This window comes from Kitasatospora sp. NPDC086801 (assembly GCF_044745805.1).
In the GTDB taxonomy this organism is placed as follows: domain Bacteria; phylum Actinomycetota; class Actinomycetes; order Streptomycetales; family Streptomycetaceae; genus Kitasatospora.
In genome coordinates this window covers 137,228-153,578 of the sequence record NZ_JBIVAX010000011.1, presented here as the reverse complement: position 1 = coordinate 153,578, position 16,351 = coordinate 137,228, and the positions used below count along the sequence as shown (strand labels likewise).

The window sequence follows — 16,351 nt, the reverse complement described above, 5'->3', positions numbered from 1 at the left end:
TACGGCCCCGGCCGCCGCGAGGAGCACCACGACCCGCACCTCGTCGCCGCCTGGGACCTTCACGGCGCCCCCGACCCCGGCCGCGACCACACTGCCGACCTGAGCCACCTCGCGGCCCGGCTCGACCAGCACGCTCGCCTGCGCGCCGCCGAACTCGGCGCGATGCCGCCCAGCAGGGTGTGGCACTGCTCGTTGCGCACCGCCCCGGAGGACCCCTGGCTGTCCGACTGGCAGTGGGCGACGGTGGCCCGGCGCATAGCCCACGCCACCGACTCCGAGCACCACATCCACCTCGCCGGCGTCACCGTGCTGCCGGACGGCTCCCGGCCCGGGATGCACCGCGCCGCGGTGCGCGCCCAGGCCGAATGCCTGGCGATCGAAGCCGATTGGGGTCTGCGGCCGGTCGGCCAGGACGAAGGTCTCACCACCAGCTACCCGACCACCGCCGAGATCATCAAGGCCGAGCAGCACGGCTGGGCCGAGCCCTCCCGCGTCTGGCTCCAACGGCAGATGCGCCAGGCCCTGCAGGAGGCCACCACCGTGGACGGCTACGCCGAAGCGCTGGCCGCCCGCGGCGTGCTCGTGCGCTGGCGCACCGACGCCGCAGGCAGCGCCGTCGGCTACAGCCTCGCCCGCCCCGGCGACACCGGTACCGGAGGCAAGCCGGTCTTCTTCGCCGCCGGCCGCCTGGACTCCGCGTTGACCTTGCCCCGGCTGCGCCAGGCCCTCTCCGCCGACGTCACCGCCCTCTGACGTCGGGAGCGGCTGCGCCCTTCACCGACCCGTCGCGGTCCGCCAACGTCCAGCCTCTGGAGCACTGCTGTACTACATCGCCTCCTTCCACGACATCTACTCCGACCTCGAGCTCTACGACCTGGAGTCGGCCGACGCCGAGTCCTCACGTGCCTTGAACAGCCTCTTCGATCCGGAGAGTTCGCTGTGGATCATCGCGAGGCAGTCCGAGCCCGACGAGCGGCACCACTTCTACCTCCTGCTCGACGCCTATGCAGCCAACTCCCCTGGTGCACCGCAGATCGTCGGCGTCCACTTCGAGCGCGACCAGGCAGCCGGAACCATCCGCGCCGATATGACCACCGAGGCGCTGATCCCGCTGGCGCAGAGCTGGCTCGTCGGCCGCGGCGCCGACCCGAGCAGGGTCTTGGAGCCCTCCTCCAACTGGCCCGAGCCGAACGATCCCGAGACCAAGCGGATCGAGGACTACCTGCGCACCTTCGGTGACCACCTCGAGGTCCACGAGACGTACACCCAGCACGAGGAACCTTTCGAGACCTGGGTGATCGCCACCGACACCCGGTCGTCCGCAGACCCCGCTCCGGCGGAGGTGTTCGTGTGGCGGCGGCCCGACAACGACGCCGCCTACACGGTCCGCCACGGCCAGTTCGCGAGCCTGGACGCCGCCTACGCCTGGGCCCAGGACACCTCCGCGCCGCTTCCAGCGCCCGCCCGCACCCGCGCGGCCCGGCACAGCACCATCAACACCACTGGCCCCAATGCGAGTTCCTCCGCCGCATCCCTCGCGCCCCCGGCCGGACGCCGTCCCACCCGCTGAACCGCCGGCACCGCCACCTCCGGATTCCCGTACGGCGCGCCGTTGCCATCTTCACCACTTCGGAGTTCTCCCTTTTGCCTACCTCCCACCTGCCCGACAGCGACACCAACCAGGTCCTGGCGACGTTCACCAGCGAGGTGGGTCGCCGGCTTCCCGGAGACTGGCGGTCCTCGCTCGCCGACTTTGCCGCCGGGCGTTCGAAGTCCGGCCTCTACGAACGGCTGTGGGACCTGGGGATCGCCCAGTGGGCCGTGCTGGAACACGTCTACGACCACCTCGGCCTGCTGCACGGCCAGCACGGCCTGGAACTGGTGGTGATCCCGCGACCGATGCGCCGCGGCCACTATCTGGTCGCGCCGCTGGTACCGCCCGCCTTCGAGGCCGGTGATATGGAGGACCTGACCCCGTTCGGCGTGGCCGTGGTCGGGTCACCGGACCGCGCCGCCCAGACCGTCCTACGCCGCCTTCTGCCCCGCCTCGACCACGCCCTGCTGCTGGCCGAAGAACGCTTCCCGCAGACCGGTCCACCGGACGACGACCCCGGCCAGCAGCGGGCTCGCGCGGCCACCGCCCGTACAAGCCTGCTGGCGGGCCCGGGCACGGCCGTCGTCTACTCTCCCGGGCACCTACGCTCCACCGCCCCGCTCCCAGGCCACGGCCGTGTCCTGGCCCCCGTGACCGAACACCTCCTGACTGAACGAGATTTGTGCCTTCTGCTTCCACCGCGACCGACTCGCTCCTCCTCGTCCGCCCAGTCCACCTCGCCGGCCCCGGTGACGCAGACCTGCCGTACCACCTCGCCGCCCACCATGGCTGGTTCCGCCCCTACGACGCCTCACCCCGTGTCGTCCTGGTCAGCGACACGGACGGGCTCACCCTCTCCCATCGCGCAGGCCCCGCGCCGTGGTCGCTGGCCGGCCCCAAGCTCGGCAGCGACTGGTCGATCGTCTTCGACGACCAGGTGCCGGCCGAGATCGCCCAGGCGCTGCTCGACGACGCCGCCACCGGAGTTCGCCGAACACCGGAGCTGTTCGCGGGCACCGGCCGGCTCCTCGGCAACGACGCCCGTACCGTACTGCTGGCAGCGGGCTGGTCCGGGCACCAGCGCGACGGCTACGAGCTGATCGCCGCCCCCGACCGTCGCGCCGCCCTCGCTTTCCCGGTCCAGGCGCCCGACTCGGAAGTGATGCTCACCGGCGCCGCCGAGCTCGGCTCCTGGACCGTGCGCTTCAGCCCGCACTCGCCCGAGCGCCTGCTCACCTCCGCCGCGAGCGCGCTGCTGCGCCCGGCTCTCCGCCGGGAGGCTCATCTCCCTTTCCGCCACCGCCACTTGCTGGCCGTGGAATCGCTCAGCGCGCAGTCGCCGAGCTCCGCACGATCGGGTGCCGCCCGCACCCGCAGCACGTCGGCTCTGGTCTTCGCCCCGAACCGGTCTCCCCGTCCGGGAGCCGACGCCTGGCCACCCACCTCATCGCCGCGGGCGCCACAGCGACGCCCGGTCTGATCCAATCGCCCTCTTCCAGGAGAACCCTCTGCCCTCCGACACCGACTCCGACCAGCTGCTGGTCGCGGTCCGTCCTCTGGAGCTGGCTGGCGCCGGCACGGCGCCGTTCGATCTCGGCGACCACCTCGTCGCCGAGTACAGCTGGGAGCCCCATGCCGACAGTGGCGAGGAGCCGCTCCTGGTCAGCGCGTGTGGGCGGATGACGCTGGAGCGCGCCGACTTCCTGATCGGCAACAGCCCACGCGACGACAACTGGCTGCTGACCGCCCGTGAGGGCGGGGACGGCCAGGAGCTGTGGTGGGCGTGCTTCAGCCCCCTCACACCGTACGAACTCACCTACGGTCTAGTCCTGGAGGCCGCGGAGCGACTCGCCACCGATCCGGACAGCGTCCTGACCAGTCGCAGGGCGGCGGACGGCGCGGCCCGGATCCTGTCCGGCGCCGGGTGGACGGTCTCCCACAGCCCCATGCGTACCACGATGACCTCGCCTGCCGGCAGCACCCGCGTTCTCCACGACCCAGTGCAGCCGGAGCGCTCGCTCACCTTCTCGATGAACAACACGAGTTCCGAGCTCTGCTGGGCGATCACAATGTCGCCGTGGGCCCCCGAGGTGCTCCTGAGGTCGACGGCGACCGCCGTGGCCAGGAACTCCGCGCTGCGTCGCCGCAACGAGATCCCCGCCCACCACACCCATCGGGTCGCGCTCGAACCGGCCCGTCTCGCCACGCTCGCCCGGTGGCGCCCACCGCTGGCGACCCCGACCACCATGGAGATCCACCTGCCCTCCACCCCCACGCCCGCCATCTCCGACGCCGACACCCAGCCCGTGTCCGCGCCGGAACTGGTCGCCGTGACTCCCCGCCACTTCGCCGGTCCCGGCCGCGGCGGCGCCGAGCAGCTCCAGGCGCAACTCGTCTCCCGAGGCTGGATCCTCGGTGTGAGCACAATGGCCAGCCCGTGCGGCCGGTTGGGCCTCGCCTGGCCCAGCGATTCCGGCGCGAAGATGTGGAGCGACGAACGGCGGTCCGCCGCCTGGCGGATCTGGGGAGCCCAACACCGCGGTGCGAGCGTCGCCTGGAGCATCACCAGCGGCGACCTTGCCCCGCCGGAGCTGATCGCCGGCGTCGTCGACGAGGCCACCGCCATGCTGGAGGAGGCAGGACCCGACGCCCGCCAACCGTTCCAGGCCGGAGTCCTGGCCCTCGGCTTCCTGCCACTGGCCGAGGCCGGCTGGCGCAGCGCCGTCGAGCCCAGGGGGGCGGTCACCTTCCACTCTCCCGACGGATGGGTAAACGCGCACTGCGACGTCCCCCACGCCCTCCACGAGCTGCGTGGCAAGCCCGCCGCTCGGATCACGTGTCACCGGGTCCTCGGGCACTGGATGGCGGAGGTCAGCTCAGGCACCCCATCCCGCCTCGCAGCCGCGCTCTGCCGCGACCTCGCCTCCCCGGAACCGCTGCTGCGCAGCGCCGCCGGCCTGAACCTCGACGCGACCGACCGGAAGGTCGCCATCGTCACCCCGGTGAGCGCCGAGGTCCTCACCGCCCGCACCGAGCGGCGCACCGCAGCGCTCGCCCACGGCACCCAGCCGCCCCGCCCAGCCGAACCCGGCCAGGCCGTCGCCGCCGGGTCCTCCAGCCCGAGTACCACCACCGCCGGCCAGCGGCGCTGACCCGATCCTCGAGAGGAGAGCATGACCGACCCTCCGCACCCCGCGCTCCTGGACAGCCGCCGCCTGCTGAACGCCACGTACGACGGACTGGGCAGCGCCCCGGTCACCGACCTGCTGGTCGCCGCGAGCCGGACGCTCGAGCCGTCCAGGGGCTGCCTCGCTCTCGCTGACGCCGCCTTCCGCCTCGCCCAGCAGGTGTACCCGCGTCCACAGAACCCGCTAGACCCCGCCGTGCTGACCGCCCTGGCCAACCTGGACGGCCTCGGCGGGGTGCGCCGGCTGTCCAGCTTCTGGCGGGCCATCAGCACCACCGCCGGGCCCGCCGAGGCGGTGATCGACCTACCGGCGCTTCCCGCCCCGGCACCCGGTCCGCAACCGCAGGCGGTCTCCTGGCTGCACAACGGGCACCTCTTCTCCCGTCTGGGGGCCGCGTCGTACACGGCTCTGGAAATCGCGCTCATGGACGCCGTCGACAACCAGACCACCTTGCCCCAGGCCCTCACCGGCCTCGGGTCGGCGGTCTGCGGCATCGTCCCCGGGGGCCCGCACCTGCCGGCGGCCTGGTCCGCCACGATCGAGGCGACCGCCCGCCACGCCGTCGCTTCCGTGTACGGGCTGCCCCGGGAGGCCGGGCTGCTGGACGACCGCGTCCCCGAGACCCTGGCCGACGCCGCCCGCGCGCCCCAGCGGATCCAGGCCGAACTGCTGGAGGACGCAGCCGCCGCCTTCCGCTACGAGAGCGACGAGCTGTTCACCACCCCCTCGGAGCGCCGCCGCGCGGACGCGGCACGCACGCGCACCTCGGCCGGGCGCCCCCGGACAACCTCGCGCCCGGCGGCAACGACGCCTTCCGTTCCTCGGCAACGCCGGGCTCACTGAACGTAGACGTCCCCCGTCCCCCAAGCCCCCACAGCGGTGAGACCCCAGGCCCCGCACCACCGAGTCCCGCACCCCGGAGAACGGCTGGCACCGGCCGCCCAAGCCCCCCAATCCCCGAACCGACCATCACGGAGAAATCCTGACCTCGCATCCTCTCGACTCCGTCGCCAACGTCAAGGCCAGCGCTGCGACACTGTCGGCGGCCCGCACCCTCATCGTCCAGGGGCCCTCGCCCGTCCACGAGGCGGCGGCGCCAGCAGAGCGCACAGCCCAGCCGTTCGTGCCGATCCGGCACACCACCACCGGCGAGATCACCACCACCCGCTACAACGCCGCCGCCCGGCGGGTCCTGCTCCGGGTCGGCTTCGAGGAGACGCCTGGCTGCTCCTGCCCGGCGACGGAAGCCAGCACGGACCGGACGCACGGGCCGGCTCGGCAGCCAGCGAGCTGCTCACCGCCAGCCACCCCGTGCGCCTGGACCGAGCACTCGGCCAGCCGGTGAGCGCCGGCGGTACGCCCCTGCCGGGCACGCCCGCACCAACTCCGCCCGCACGCCAACCCGTTGGAGGATCCTCGCTTTGACCACACCCGCACAACCCGCCACGCCGCCACGCACCAAGGGCGGCGAACTACGGGCCAAGGTCGCCAGGTTGCTGGTCGACCGGCCGATGGACAAGCTCACCGCCCAAGACATGGCCAAGCAGCTGGGCCACTCCCACGGTGCCGTCCGCAACGCCGCCCTGACTCTGGCGAAGCGCGGCGAGGCCGACCAGCTCGGCGCCGGAACGCTGACGTTCCGCGCGAACGGGAAGACCGCCGCAGCCGCCCAGGCCGCGGTGATCAGTCCACCGGGAACCCACTCTCCCCGCGCCCAGGCGGCCATGGCCCGCACGACCGCTCCCGCAGCGACTACGCCCAAGCAGAGCGGCCCGATCCGCCGCGCGGGCGGCCAGCTCTACCACCCCCGAGAGCTGGCCGACCTGCCCGACGTCGAGGCGCTGAACCGCTTGCGCGACGCCGACGTGCCGGTGCTGCTCTACGGTCCCCCTGGCACCGGCAAGACCTCCCTGGTGGAGGCCGCCTTCCCGGACCTGATCACCGTCGCGGGAGACGGCGACACCACGGTCGGCGACCTGATCGGCGATTACACGCTGGACGACAGTGGGGGCTACGTCTGGCAGTACGGTCCGCTGGTCACCGCGATGACCGAGGGTCGCGCCTTGCTGATCGACGACGCGACCCTGATCTCGCCCAAGGTCTTGGCGTCGATGTATCCGGCGATGGACGGACGCCGCCAGATCCAGGTCAAGGCGCACAAGGGAGAGACCGTCCAGGCCAAGCAGGGCTTTTTCGTGGTCGCGGGCCATAATCCGGGCGTGCACGGCGCCGTTCTGACGGAGGCGCTGGCGAGCCGGTTCAGCGTGCAGATCCAGGTCGGCACGGACTACGACTTGGCCTTGGCTCTGAAGATCGATGCCCGGGTGGTCCGGGTCGCCCGACACCTCGCCCGCCAGGTCGAGCTCGGCGAACTGGGCTGGGCGCCCCAGTTGCGGGAGCTGCTCAGCTACCAGCGGACCGAGGCGGTCCTCGGCACCAAGGCCGCGCTCGGGAACCTCGTCGGGATCGCTCCTCTGGAGGACCGCGACGCCGTCGCCGCTGCCGTCAGCAAGATTGCCGGCGTCCAGCAGGTCGCGCCGCTCACCCTGGGCCGGCAGCTCTCCGCTTCGGCCGCCCAGCAGCCGCCAGGCAGCACCAGCTCCGCCCAACGGGGCCGCTCGCGATGAGCGCCCACCACCACATCCAGTCCTCCGTCACCACGCCCGAGGACGACGCCGACCTCGCGCGCTGGGACGACGACGGCGCCCCACCCGCACAGCCACCTTCTTCCCCGGCCACGTGGCTGCGCGTGGGAGCCGAACTCGGCGATCGGCTGGTCGCCCTGTCCGGCCGCCAGGACCTGCTCGTCACCTGCCGCCCCGGCACCCGCTCCGGGGCACCCGCCGCCTACTTCCCCCACCTGGCGGAGATCGAGTTCGACGCCACGCTGTTCGCCCCCCTTCAACCCCACGAGGTCCGTCCGCGGATCGTGGGCGACGAAGAGCACTATCCCGCCGCCTGGGGAGTGTTCGTCCACGAGGCCGCCCATGCGGCCCACTCCGTATGGGAGCCGCCCGCCGACGCGGAAGCCCGCGTCGTCAAGGCCGCGTTCCTGCTGGAGGAGAGCCGTGCCGAAGGCGCACACCTGACCAGGCGGCCCACCGACCGCAGGTACTTGCGTACCAGTGCCCGGACCCTGGTCATGCCCGACATCGCCAACCCCGACTTCCAGGGCGCCGAGCAGGCCGCCGGCGTGGCAGCCCTGATACTCGGCCGCCGGGACGCCGGCATCCTGGACGCCGGCGAGACCAAGGCCGTCGCCGATCTGTGCGAACGGGTCCTGGGTGCCGACCTGTTGGCCACCCTCACCGGCATCTGGACCGCAGCCCACCGGTGCGCCGACCACGACGCCACCACCATGCTCGCGCACGCCCAGGACTGGTGCGACGCCCTGGACACCGCTGCCCCCGCCCAGCCCGTGCCGGAGGACCTCACCGATCTACTGTCCGCCGCCGTGACGGTCGTCGCGGACAACATGGCCGCCAACGACGCCGCCGACCTCGCGGCACAAGCCGCCGCGGACAACGCCCTGGCCTCACGGTCCAGGGCACAGACCCAGAACCGCGCCCAGCAGGCCGGCCAGCGACGCAAGGCCGCCGCCACCGCCAAGTCGGTCTTCAACCCCCGCGGCACCACCGTCAATCCCGACGGCACACCGGCGCCCTCCGGCAACCCCGTCACCGGTACCCGCAAGCCGACCGCCGCCGAGCAGAGCGCCGCCGCGCGCCTGAGCCGCGCCCTGCGCGCCGCCGCCTACCGCGAACGGACCGAGGAGCGGACGACCAGCCCCACCCCGCCCGGCCGCCTCAACATGGGCCGGGCCCTCGCCCGCGACGCCCAGCGCGCCGCCGGCTCGATACCCACTGCGCAGCCTTTCACCCACACGCGCCGCCGCAACTCGCCCACCCCACCGCTGCGCGTGGGCATCGCCGTCGATGTCTCCGGCTCCATGCGTGCCGCCTGCGGGCCCGTCGCGTCCGCTACCTGGATCGTGGCCCGCGCAGCGGCCCTGACCGACCCCGACTCCCGCACCGCCACCATCGCCTACGACATGCATCTGACCGCACTGACCCGACCCACCCACCGGGCGCCAGACCGCGTGACGACTTTCGATGCCCGCGGCGCCAGCCACAACCTGGGCGACGCCATCGACGCACTCGACCACGGTCTCGACCTCAGCCGCCCCGGCGCCGGCCGCCTCCTCGTGATCGTCACCGACGCCCAATACCGTGACAACGAAACCGCTCAGGCCGTCACCCGCATCAAGCGCCTCAGCGCCGCCGGCTGCGCCGTACTCCAGCTCACCCTCAACAAGGAATCCCTCCACCTGCCGGGGACCACCCTGCTTCACCTGCCTCGGCCCTCCAGCGCCCCCGCGGCCATCGCCAAGGCCGCCACCGATGCCATCCGCAAAACACGCTGAGCTGAGATGCCGCCACACGACCACGTCGATCAGACGCAGAAGCCCCTGTCCGCCGGATTCATCGAGACGGGACAGCTCTGCTCTCAGGTCCAGCCTTCACAGGCTGGACCTTCGTCGTGTTCGCCTGGAGCAGACAGCGAACCCCCTTACGGGCTATGCGAATCGGGGCAGTCCAAGTCAACATGGACGACCGCCGCAGCCCCCCGCTTCGAGGAGGATTCCCCTGCCTGTCGTGATCTCCGCCCCCGTCGTCCGAGGTCCCCGTCCTGGTGACGACATTCCCCACCGGCAGTGGCCCATTGGCGAGGGAAACGCCAACGCTGTCAGCGCGTTCCTCTACGAGCACGGTTGGGCCTGGGTCATTGACGCCGAGGGCGGGCTGCACGCCGCGTCGCCGTGCACCCGGGTCTACCTGGGCTACCAGCCGGACACCCCGAACGCGGACACCTGGACCATCGCCGTGGACGGTACCGCCCGGCAGCCCGGGTGGCGAGCGCGCTTCGACCGGCACACCCCCGCCGAGCTCGTGCTCGACCTGCTGACCGCGATGGTCAACCGGTCTACGCCTCTCCCGTTGGCCGCCACCGCCTCCGCCGCCTGAGAGGGTTCCTGCCGCCGCCGGTACGCCATCGCGGCCTGATGCCTTACTCCGGCCGCCGGTTGACGCCGCCTGGCCCGGCCAGCGCCCCCGTTGTTCCTTCGAAAGGACTCCCCATCACCTTCCGTCTCGATTCCCTCGCCTTCGTCAGGATCCTGGTCGCCGCCCCCGCCTTCGATCTCGTCTACGACGCCGCCTGGAGGCACCACACCCCGCTCGGGGGCACGGTGCTGATGGTTGGTCAGTTAACTGCGGCGTGGACGCTGATGTCGCACGCCCCGGTCCCGGCCGAGCCCTGCCGTCTCGACCGCGTGCCTTGCCCGCGCAGCCCGCAGGACTGATCTGCCCGTGCTCACACGCCGCCGCGACTCGGCCCGGCGGCCAGCCACCGACGCCGTTCCCGCGTCGGAGAACGCGACCACGGAGGCCCGTTGGACCCTGAAACCCTCGATCTGCACGGCAGCCGGGTCGGCATCGCCCGCGCCTTCGGCACCGCCTACGGCCCAAGGAATAGCGCTGGCGAGCGCACCCGCTACCACGTCCTGGCCTACCTCGCCCCCAGCGACCTCTACCTGGTGGCCGTCGGCGGCATCGACGCCGGCCACCGCTCCGCACGCCTCCACCCGCGCGAAGGACGCTGCGGCTGGACCGCCCCAGAACTGCTCACCGAACTCGTCGTCGCGCACCCGGTGCGCGACCCGCGCGCAGGCCGCGCCTTCTGCCACCACCACGTCCTCCCGGCGGCACCCGAACTCCCATGCCGGGTATGCCTGCTCCGCCCGCCGCGCACCGACTGCCGCTTCTTCGACCGCTCACGCTACGCTCCGCTGCCCCAGGAGGCTTTGTGACCATCACCTCGAGGATCTCCCGCCGCGGACTGCGCCGTGCGGCGATCTGCTTGATCTCCCTCACCGTCCTCACGGGCGCCGAGGCCGTGGCGGGCGCCGTATGGCACAGCCCGGCGGTGATCGCGATCACGCTCACCGAATGCGCGCTGTCCGTCTTCGCGCTGTACCTGGTGTCCCGGCTGCTCGACGACAACGCCGACCGCGCGGTACTGGGCCAGCTGGAGGAGGGAGCTGCGACCTGCGAGGAGCTGGCCGCCCACCTCAGCCTGCGGCAGGCCGTCGTACGGCTGAGCCTCACCCGGCTGCTCGGCTCCGGCCAGGCGTGCGAGAGCGCCCCGGGCATTTTCGGTCTGCTCGGTCGCTGAACCGCGGTGCCCTCCGGGGAATGCGAACGAGGCGGTGCCGCGAATCCTCGCGACACCGCCTCGTTCGTGGTGCAGATGTCGGAACTCAACACCGGGTGCGGAACACCCAGTCAGGGCCAAATCGGTGTTGAAGTCGGCTATGCGCCGTCGTTGTCCGGCCACGTGCGAGCTTCCACCCGGCGCGCCCGGCGCCGGCGCAGTCGTGCGGCCTGCCGACCGAACTCTCCGGTGTAGTAGAAGCAGGTGCACCCGCGCCCGGCATACCGGCACTTACGCCGGTACCCGGGCACTTCGCGTCCCAGCATCGACGTCATCGGGGCCCTCCCGTCATTTCACATCCAGCAAGTACAGCACCGAAGTTGTGCACTGCTGGCACGGCCCCGCGAGGCTCGGTCGCACCAGGTATCCCGTCCGGTCCGGGACTCGCCTGGCCTGGGCCAGCGCGGTTGCCGCGGCTCGTGCGGCGACTCATACCGGCGGAGGGTGCTTATTCCTGACGTGTCGTATTCCCCACGCTTCGCTCCCCTGGCGCGCATTGCGAAAGGGATCAGCCCGACCGCCGGCTCGGTTGGCCCGAACTGCCCCACATCCGTCTGGGTGGCGGGGTGTGGCGCCCATTCGGCCTGGTTCAGGCGTGGGTGACTTCGGCTTGGTAGTGGGCCGGGTTGCTGCCGGCGTTGTGGGGGGCTTCGATGCTGATGGTCACCGGGCCCGGGGTGGGGCCCGCGGTGAGTGCGGGGGCGGTGGCGACGCCCTGGCCGTCGGTGACCGCTTCCACGCTGGTGGCGTTGCCGGGGAAGTGCGAGCCGGTGCTGCCGGAGACGCTGAACAGGACGGGCACGCCCGCGAGGGGGGAGCCGTCGGCGGCGTCGGTGGCGGTCACCTTGAGCCGCTTCTTGAAAGAGGAGCCCGCCGCCGCCTTCTGGTGGTTGCAGGACCCCACTCCCGAGAGGTTCGCACGCGCCTTCGGCGCGCTGGGAACCGGAACCGGCGTCGGCGCGGGAGCATGAAGTGTCACCTTCCACACGAGGTACCCATCGGTCAATAGGAGGTTGCCCTGCGCGTCCACCGCTAGCCCCGCCGAATACTTGAGTTGTGCCTGCGTTGCGGGTCCGTCGTCGCCCCCGTACCCGTGTGTTCCCGTACCGGCGATGGTGGTGATGCTCCCGGTACTCGCCGACACCCTGCGCACCCGGCTGTTGTCCGTGTCGGCAATGTAGAGGTTGCCCTGCGCGTCCACCGCCACCCCTCGCGGCCCGGCGAGATGCCGTCGCCCACGTCCCACCTACACCGTAAGGAAGATGTCCTAGCCTCGGCCGGGCGCCCATCGCCTGGGCCCCTCTGCTGCCCGTCTCCGACCCGAACCTGCGGGCGGCGACGGGCAGCAGAGGGACACTCCGGCGAGGTAACGGTGCAGCGTTCGTCAGTCTCCGCTTCCTCGAAGTCGCGGATCGTGTCGATGACGGTGTCCGGTCCGTGTGCCCGGGACAGCACGGCAATTTGAGGCCGGGTGAGGAGGCCGTAGGAGCCGACGGCCGCGCTGACGCTGTCGGTGGCCAGTAGCAGGTCGGTCAGGTCGTCGGCCGACCACGCGGTGGTGAAGACGTGCTGGCCGGCCTCCGGGTCGGCTGAGGCGATCCAGTACCCGCCGGGGCGGTTGACCTGGGTGTCCTGGAAGTTCCGCGGATCGCGCAGGAGTTCGCGGTGCCGATCGCCGGAACCGTGGCCGGACCGGAGCCTCTCCTGGTAGAGGACGCTCTGCGGCTGGGCCTCGACGAGGTGGGCGAGCCGGTCGTCACGCCGTTGGAGGACGGCTCCGTCGCGGTGCAGAGCGGTGACTGGGCTGTCGCCCAGGACGGCGATGTCGACCTTGTCGCCGAGATGGCGCGCGCACAGGAGGTTCTCCTCGTCGGGCGGTCGGCGTTGTTCTGCACGCGCGAGATGCCCGTGGTCGACGGCTGTGATCTTCTTCGGCGCTGCCTTCGCTCACGGTTGGTGGCGCTGGTGCGTGAGGAGGCGGGCCGCTGACCGACGGTGGCGGGAAGGTGCCGCCGGATGGCCCATGTCCACTGCGGGCGGGGGGAGTTGTCCCGGTTGTCCGGAGTCGGGGGAAACGTTCCCGGGGTGGCCTTTGCAGCGCCCGCCACAATGGGTTTACTGGCCAGTACGGGGAGTAGCGTTTCGTGTTGGCTCCCCGATTCCTCGCGGGGCTGCCCTGGCCGGCGGCCGTAACCCGCCGACCGGGGCTGGACGTCGATCACACGTAGGTTGAGTATGCCCAAGCCCGACCGTCGCCCGGGAGTGCGCCCGAAGGCGCCCTCCACGGCGGTGAACGTTATCAGTCCCACCCCGCCGCCCGTGGGACCGCAGCACCCCTGTGGGCGGGTCATCGAGGTGTTCGGGGCGCGCGTGCCCGTGGCCGCACTCCTCAACGCGCTGGCCCTGCTGGGGGCCCTTCTCGTGCTGGACGGCGCCGAGCGGTACGTCGCCGTGCTCGCCCTCGGCACGCTCTCGCGCGACAACGCGGTCACCTGGTGGCGGCTGACGCTGCGTTGACGTCCGCTGGTGCGGGGATCGGCCAGCGGCCGTTCCCCGCACCCCGCGCACCCCCCACGCCCGGCTCGCACGCCGGATTTCAACGGCCATCCCAGGACCTGAATATGCCAGAGGCATCACTCCCTGGGCCCGGCACCGCCCCGGGCCCAGCCCGCCGCGCCCGCCGAACCGGACCCGACGCCGGATTCCTGGCGTTCGTGGCCCTCGTGTACGACCGCTACCTCGACTACGCCACGGCCCGGCTGAGGGACGGCGCGAGCGGCGCGGCCGCCGTCGAGGAGGCACTGGCCCACACCCACGCACGCTGGGCGGCGCTGCTGGCCGGTCCCTCGCCCGTCGGCGACGCCTGGTGCGTGCTGCGCGCCGCAGTGACCGCACACCGCCCACGCCCCGACGCCACCGCGCCGCGGCAGGGGCCGGTCGACGTGCTGCACCGCCACCTGCCGGACCCCCTGGCCGATGCCGCCCTCCTCCACCACGGGCTGGGCCTGTCGGCCTCCGACGCGGCCCGCCTGATGGGCACGGACCCCGGCGCGGTGAGGGCGGGGCTTCGCAGCGCCGACCGGCTGATCGCCGCCGGGGCGCCCTCCCACATGGAAGGGAGGCCGCCCAGGACCTGAGCGACATCGCCGCCACCCGCCCGCCACACGTTGTGCGCGGGCGGGTGACGGCGCACAGAACTGTCCAGCGCCACGCTGCGCGCCACCCCCTTTGGGTGACGCACCATCAGACCCGTGGCGCTTTCAGTCATGCGATCTTTACAATGGGCGCTCAACAGCCGTGCGGCCTGCGATGGTTGCCAGGAGCGAGGGGCGTTGTGGGGTCCAAACGTGAGATCGACGTCACCGTGCCCAGCTCGGCACGCATCTACGACGTACTGGCGGGCGGGAGCCTGAATTTCGACGCCGACCGCGCCGCCGCCGAGTGCCTGCGCGAGCGGGTACCGGACGCAGACGCACTCGCACTCGCCAACCGCTCGTTCCTGCACCGCGCGGTGCGAGCTCTGGCCGCCGAGTACGGCATCCGCCAGTTCCTCGACTGCGGCTCAGGTCAGCCGATGACGCTCAACGTCCACCAGATCGTCCAGGCCGTCGACCCGAGGTCGCGCGTCGTCTATGTCGACAACGACCCCATCGCGATCGCCTACGGCCGCGAATCTCTGGACGAGAACGACCGAACCGCCATGCTCAACGCGGACATGACGGACACCGAAGGCGTCTTCGAGCACCCGGCTGTCAAGGAACTGCTGCGCCCGGACGAGCCGACCGCCGTCCTGTTCGTCGCCTCGTTGGAGTGCCTGCCGGACTCCGCCCGGCCACGCAGCGTCGTACGACGCATCGTCGAACGGCTGCCCCCGGGCAGCTTCGTGGCCATCAGCCATGTCGTCAGCGACGACCCGCAGCTCCGCGGCGACGTCACCAGGATCATGGCCGAGCAGACCGGCGAACTCTGGGGCCGGGTACGGGAGCGCTGGGAGGTCGACACCTACTTCGACGGCCTGGCCCTCGAAGAGCCCGGGCTGGTTGACGTCGCCGACTGGCGCCCCGACTCGGCCCTTCAGCGGGCCCTGCGCTCCAGCCAGTGGCAGCAGTACGGGGGCCTCGCCCGCATCCCGTACCCCCGGCCGGCCGACTAGCGCCCCTCGAACCGCTTCAACGCCCGCGCCAGGATGTCCATGCTGCGCCGCCGGTGGGCCGCGCCCTGGCTGATCTTCAGCCCCAACTGAACGTAGGACTCCATGTCCGCGCTGGCATTCTTGCCTTTGCGCACCTTCTTGCGCGCGCTGGGCTCCCCGGTGTCGGCCGGGTGGTAGGTGGACGAGCTCAGGCCTTCGATGTAGACCATCTCGGGCGGTCCCTCGGGCTGGAACATCAGGTGGGTGAGGCCGCTGACGGGCGTCGCGATGGTCTGGTCGAGCGGCACGACGCGCACCTTCACGTTCGGCATGTCCGCCACGTGCAGCAAGTGACGCACCTGCGCCGCCATGACGGTGGAGCTGCCGATCGTCAGCTGCAGCGCGAGCTCATTGATCACGAGGACCGTCCGCGCGGGCGGCGAAGCGAAGAAGCGCCGCTGCCGCTCCATCCTGGCGCGGACCCTGTGCTTAGCGCGCTCCTCGTCGACGGCCAGGTGGTGGCCGGCGACGATGCCGCGAGCGTAGCCCGGCGTCTGCAGAAGCCCGGGAATGATCGTGGTCTGGAAGGTGCGCAGCTCCCGGGCGACCGGCTCCAGCCCCAGGTAGGTACTGCAGTGCGGGGCGACCGCGCCTTCCCACTCCGGGGTCTCGAACCATTCGAGTCGTCGGCCCCGCTCGACCAGGTCCAGCAGCTCCCGCAGTTCCCTGGCGTCGAGCCCGTAGACCTCGGAAAGGGCGGTGACGATCTCCTTGGAGACCGGCGTCTTGGCGGACTCGATGCGCGACAGCGTCGAGTACGACAACTTGGATTCCGGCAGCAGGATCTTGCCGTGCGCGGCCGCCCGCTCCTGGGACAGGCCCCGCCGGTCGCGGGCCCGGCGCAGGCGTTCTCCCAAGACCACCCGGTCCGCCGTGGGTGTGTCCTGCACCGGCGGCGCCGTCATGTCGGCACGAGGGTTCAGCGACAGGACGGCGGCGAGACTGTGGCCGCCAGAGCCTTCTGCGGGCTGGAGTGGATCCTCGCCTTGGGGCGTGCCGCTGCCGGCAGGGCGCTCACCGGCGGGCAATTCGGCGGATTCGGAAATGGACGACACGCGGACTCCGTAGGCGATTCGGGTGGCCTGACACCAATGGCCTACATAC

Annotated in this window: 18 protein-coding genes and 1 pseudogene; 15 read left to right on the top strand and 4 right to left on the bottom strand. The window is 71.8% G+C overall.

Features of this window, described 5'->3' with window-relative positions; all coding sequences use genetic code 11:
• Positions 1-162: 162 nt before the first annotated feature.
• The gene (locus ACIPLC_RS15715; protein ID WP_400473520.1) at positions 163-753 is read left to right on the top strand and encodes a hypothetical protein; all 591 of its coding nucleotides are present in this window, start codon (positions 163-165) and stop codon (positions 751-753) included.
• 154 nt (positions 754-907) lie between these two features.
• On the top strand, positions 908-1,570 hold the full coding sequence (locus tag ACIPLC_RS15710) for a hypothetical protein (RefSeq protein WP_400473519.1): 663 nt from the start codon (positions 908-910) through the stop codon (positions 1,568-1,570).
• Positions 1,571-2,025: 455 nt separating this feature from the next.
• Here ACIPLC_RS15710 and ACIPLC_RS15705 read toward each other — a convergent pair whose 3' ends face one another.
• On the bottom strand, positions 2,026-2,196 hold the full coding sequence (locus ACIPLC_RS15705) for a hypothetical protein (protein WP_400473518.1): 171 nt from the start codon (positions 2,194-2,196) through the stop codon (positions 2,026-2,028).
• Positions 2,197-2,276: 80 nt separating this feature from the next.
• On the opposite strand from ACIPLC_RS15705, the gene ACIPLC_RS15700 reads away from it, so the two are divergent.
• From ACIPLC_RS15700 to ACIPLC_RS15660, 9 genes are all read left to right on the top strand, one after another.
• Positions 2,277-3,074 (top strand): hypothetical protein, encoded by a 798-nt coding sequence (locus tag ACIPLC_RS15700; RefSeq protein ID WP_400473517.1) that lies wholly within the window; start codon positions 2,277-2,279, stop codon positions 3,072-3,074.
• 199 nt (positions 3,075-3,273) lie between these two features.
• Complete coding sequence (locus ACIPLC_RS15695) at positions 3,274-4,746, top strand: hypothetical protein (RefSeq protein WP_400473516.1); 1,473 nt, start codon at positions 3,274-3,276, stop codon at positions 4,744-4,746.
• 21 nt (positions 4,747-4,767) lie between these two features.
• Complete coding sequence (locus ACIPLC_RS15690) at positions 4,768-5,625, top strand: hypothetical protein (RefSeq protein WP_400473515.1); 858 nt, start codon at positions 4,768-4,770, stop codon at positions 5,623-5,625.
• A gap of 280 nt (positions 5,626-5,905) precedes the next feature.
• Positions 5,906-6,127 (top strand): hypothetical protein, encoded by a 222-nt coding sequence (locus ACIPLC_RS15685; RefSeq protein ID WP_400473514.1) that lies wholly within the window; start codon positions 5,906-5,908, stop codon positions 6,125-6,127.
• A gap of 190 nt (positions 6,128-6,317) precedes the next feature.
• The gene (locus ACIPLC_RS15680; protein ID WP_400473575.1) at positions 6,318-7,409 is read left to right on the top strand and encodes an AAA family ATPase; all 1,092 of its coding nucleotides are present in this window, start codon (positions 6,318-6,320) and stop codon (positions 7,407-7,409) included.
• The gene (locus ACIPLC_RS15675; RefSeq protein WP_400473513.1) at positions 7,406-9,205 is read left to right on the top strand and encodes a hypothetical protein; all 1,800 of its coding nucleotides are present in this window, start codon (positions 7,406-7,408) and stop codon (positions 9,203-9,205) included. Before ACIPLC_RS15680 ends, ACIPLC_RS15675 begins: the two co-directional genes overlap by 4 nt.
• A gap of 232 nt (positions 9,206-9,437) precedes the next feature.
• Positions 9,438-9,806 carry a DUF317 domain-containing protein gene (locus ACIPLC_RS15670; protein ID WP_400473512.1) on the top strand — a complete coding sequence of 123 codons (369 nt, stop codon included), beginning with the start codon at positions 9,438-9,440 and terminating at the stop codon, positions 9,804-9,806.
• Between the two features lie 428 nt (positions 9,807-10,234).
• The gene (locus tag ACIPLC_RS15665) at positions 10,235-10,651 is read left to right on the top strand and encodes a hypothetical protein (protein ID WP_400473511.1); all 417 of its coding nucleotides are present in this window, start codon (positions 10,235-10,237) and stop codon (positions 10,649-10,651) included.
• Positions 10,648-11,016 (top strand): hypothetical protein, encoded by a 369-nt coding sequence (locus ACIPLC_RS15660; protein WP_400473510.1) that lies wholly within the window; start codon positions 10,648-10,650, stop codon positions 11,014-11,016. The genes ACIPLC_RS15665 and ACIPLC_RS15660 overlap by 4 nt, the downstream gene beginning before the upstream one ends.
• A 628-nt stretch (positions 11,017-11,644) precedes the next feature.
• On the opposite strand, the gene ACIPLC_RS15655 is transcribed toward ACIPLC_RS15660, so the two are convergent.
• The gene (locus ACIPLC_RS15655; RefSeq protein WP_400473581.1) at positions 11,645-11,959 is read right to left on the bottom strand and encodes a hypothetical protein; all 315 of its coding nucleotides are present in this window, start codon (positions 11,957-11,959) and stop codon (positions 11,645-11,647) included.
• A 255-nt stretch (positions 11,960-12,214) separates the two neighbouring features.
• A pseudogene (locus ACIPLC_RS15650) lies at positions 12,215-12,301 on the bottom strand (hypothetical protein); the annotation flags it as partial.
• Between the two features lie 419 nt (positions 12,302-12,720).
• Here ACIPLC_RS15650 and ACIPLC_RS15645 point away from each other — a divergent pair.
• The 4 genes from ACIPLC_RS15645 (at position 12,721) to ACIPLC_RS15630 (ending at position 15,208) form a co-directional block, all read left to right on the top strand.
• Positions 12,721-13,044, top strand: coding sequence for a hypothetical protein (locus tag ACIPLC_RS15645; RefSeq protein ID WP_400473509.1), 324 nt, complete (start codon positions 12,721-12,723; stop codon positions 13,042-13,044).
• Positions 13,045-13,425: 381 nt separating this feature from the next.
• Positions 13,426-13,572, top strand: a complete 147-nt coding sequence (locus ACIPLC_RS15640) for a hypothetical protein (protein WP_400473508.1) — start codon at positions 13,426-13,428, stop codon at positions 13,570-13,572.
• A 197-nt stretch (positions 13,573-13,769) separates the two neighbouring features.
• Complete coding sequence (locus ACIPLC_RS15635) at positions 13,770-14,192, top strand: hypothetical protein (protein ID WP_400473507.1); 423 nt, start codon at positions 13,770-13,772, stop codon at positions 14,190-14,192.
• A 197-nt stretch (positions 14,193-14,389) separates the two neighbouring features.
• The gene (locus tag ACIPLC_RS15630) at positions 14,390-15,208 is read left to right on the top strand and encodes an SAM-dependent methyltransferase (RefSeq protein WP_400473506.1); all 819 of its coding nucleotides are present in this window, start codon (positions 14,390-14,392) and stop codon (positions 15,206-15,208) included.
• On the opposite strand, the gene ACIPLC_RS15625 is transcribed toward ACIPLC_RS15630, so the two are convergent.
• A complete protein-coding gene (locus tag ACIPLC_RS15625; RefSeq protein ID WP_400473505.1) occupies positions 15,205-16,302 on the bottom strand; it encodes a helix-turn-helix transcriptional regulator in 1,098 nt (365 codons plus the stop codon). The genes ACIPLC_RS15630 and ACIPLC_RS15625 overlap by 4 nt on opposite strands.
• Positions 16,303-16,351: the final 49 nt, after the last annotated feature.

What these genes read in the sequence shown, in the direction of transcription:
- ACIPLC_RS15715 (WP_400473520.1), top strand. Translation starts at nt 163, where the DNA reads ATGCCGCCCAGCAGGGTGTGGCACTGCTCGTTGCGCACCGCCCCGGAG.
- ACIPLC_RS15695 (WP_400473516.1), top strand. Translation starts at nt 3,274, where the DNA reads ATGACGCTGGAGCGCGCCGACTTCCTGATCGGCAACAGCCCACGCGAC.
- ACIPLC_RS15690 (WP_400473515.1), top strand. Translation starts at nt 4,768, where the DNA reads ATGACCGACCCTCCGCACCCCGCGCTCCTGGACAGCCGCCGCCTGCTG.
- ACIPLC_RS15680 (WP_400473575.1), top strand. Translation starts at nt 6,318, where the DNA reads ATGGCCAAGCAGCTGGGCCACTCCCACGGTGCCGTCCGCAACGCCGCC.
- ACIPLC_RS15675 (WP_400473513.1), top strand. Translation starts at nt 7,406, where the DNA reads ATGAGCGCCCACCACCACATCCAGTCCTCCGTCACCACGCCCGAGGAC.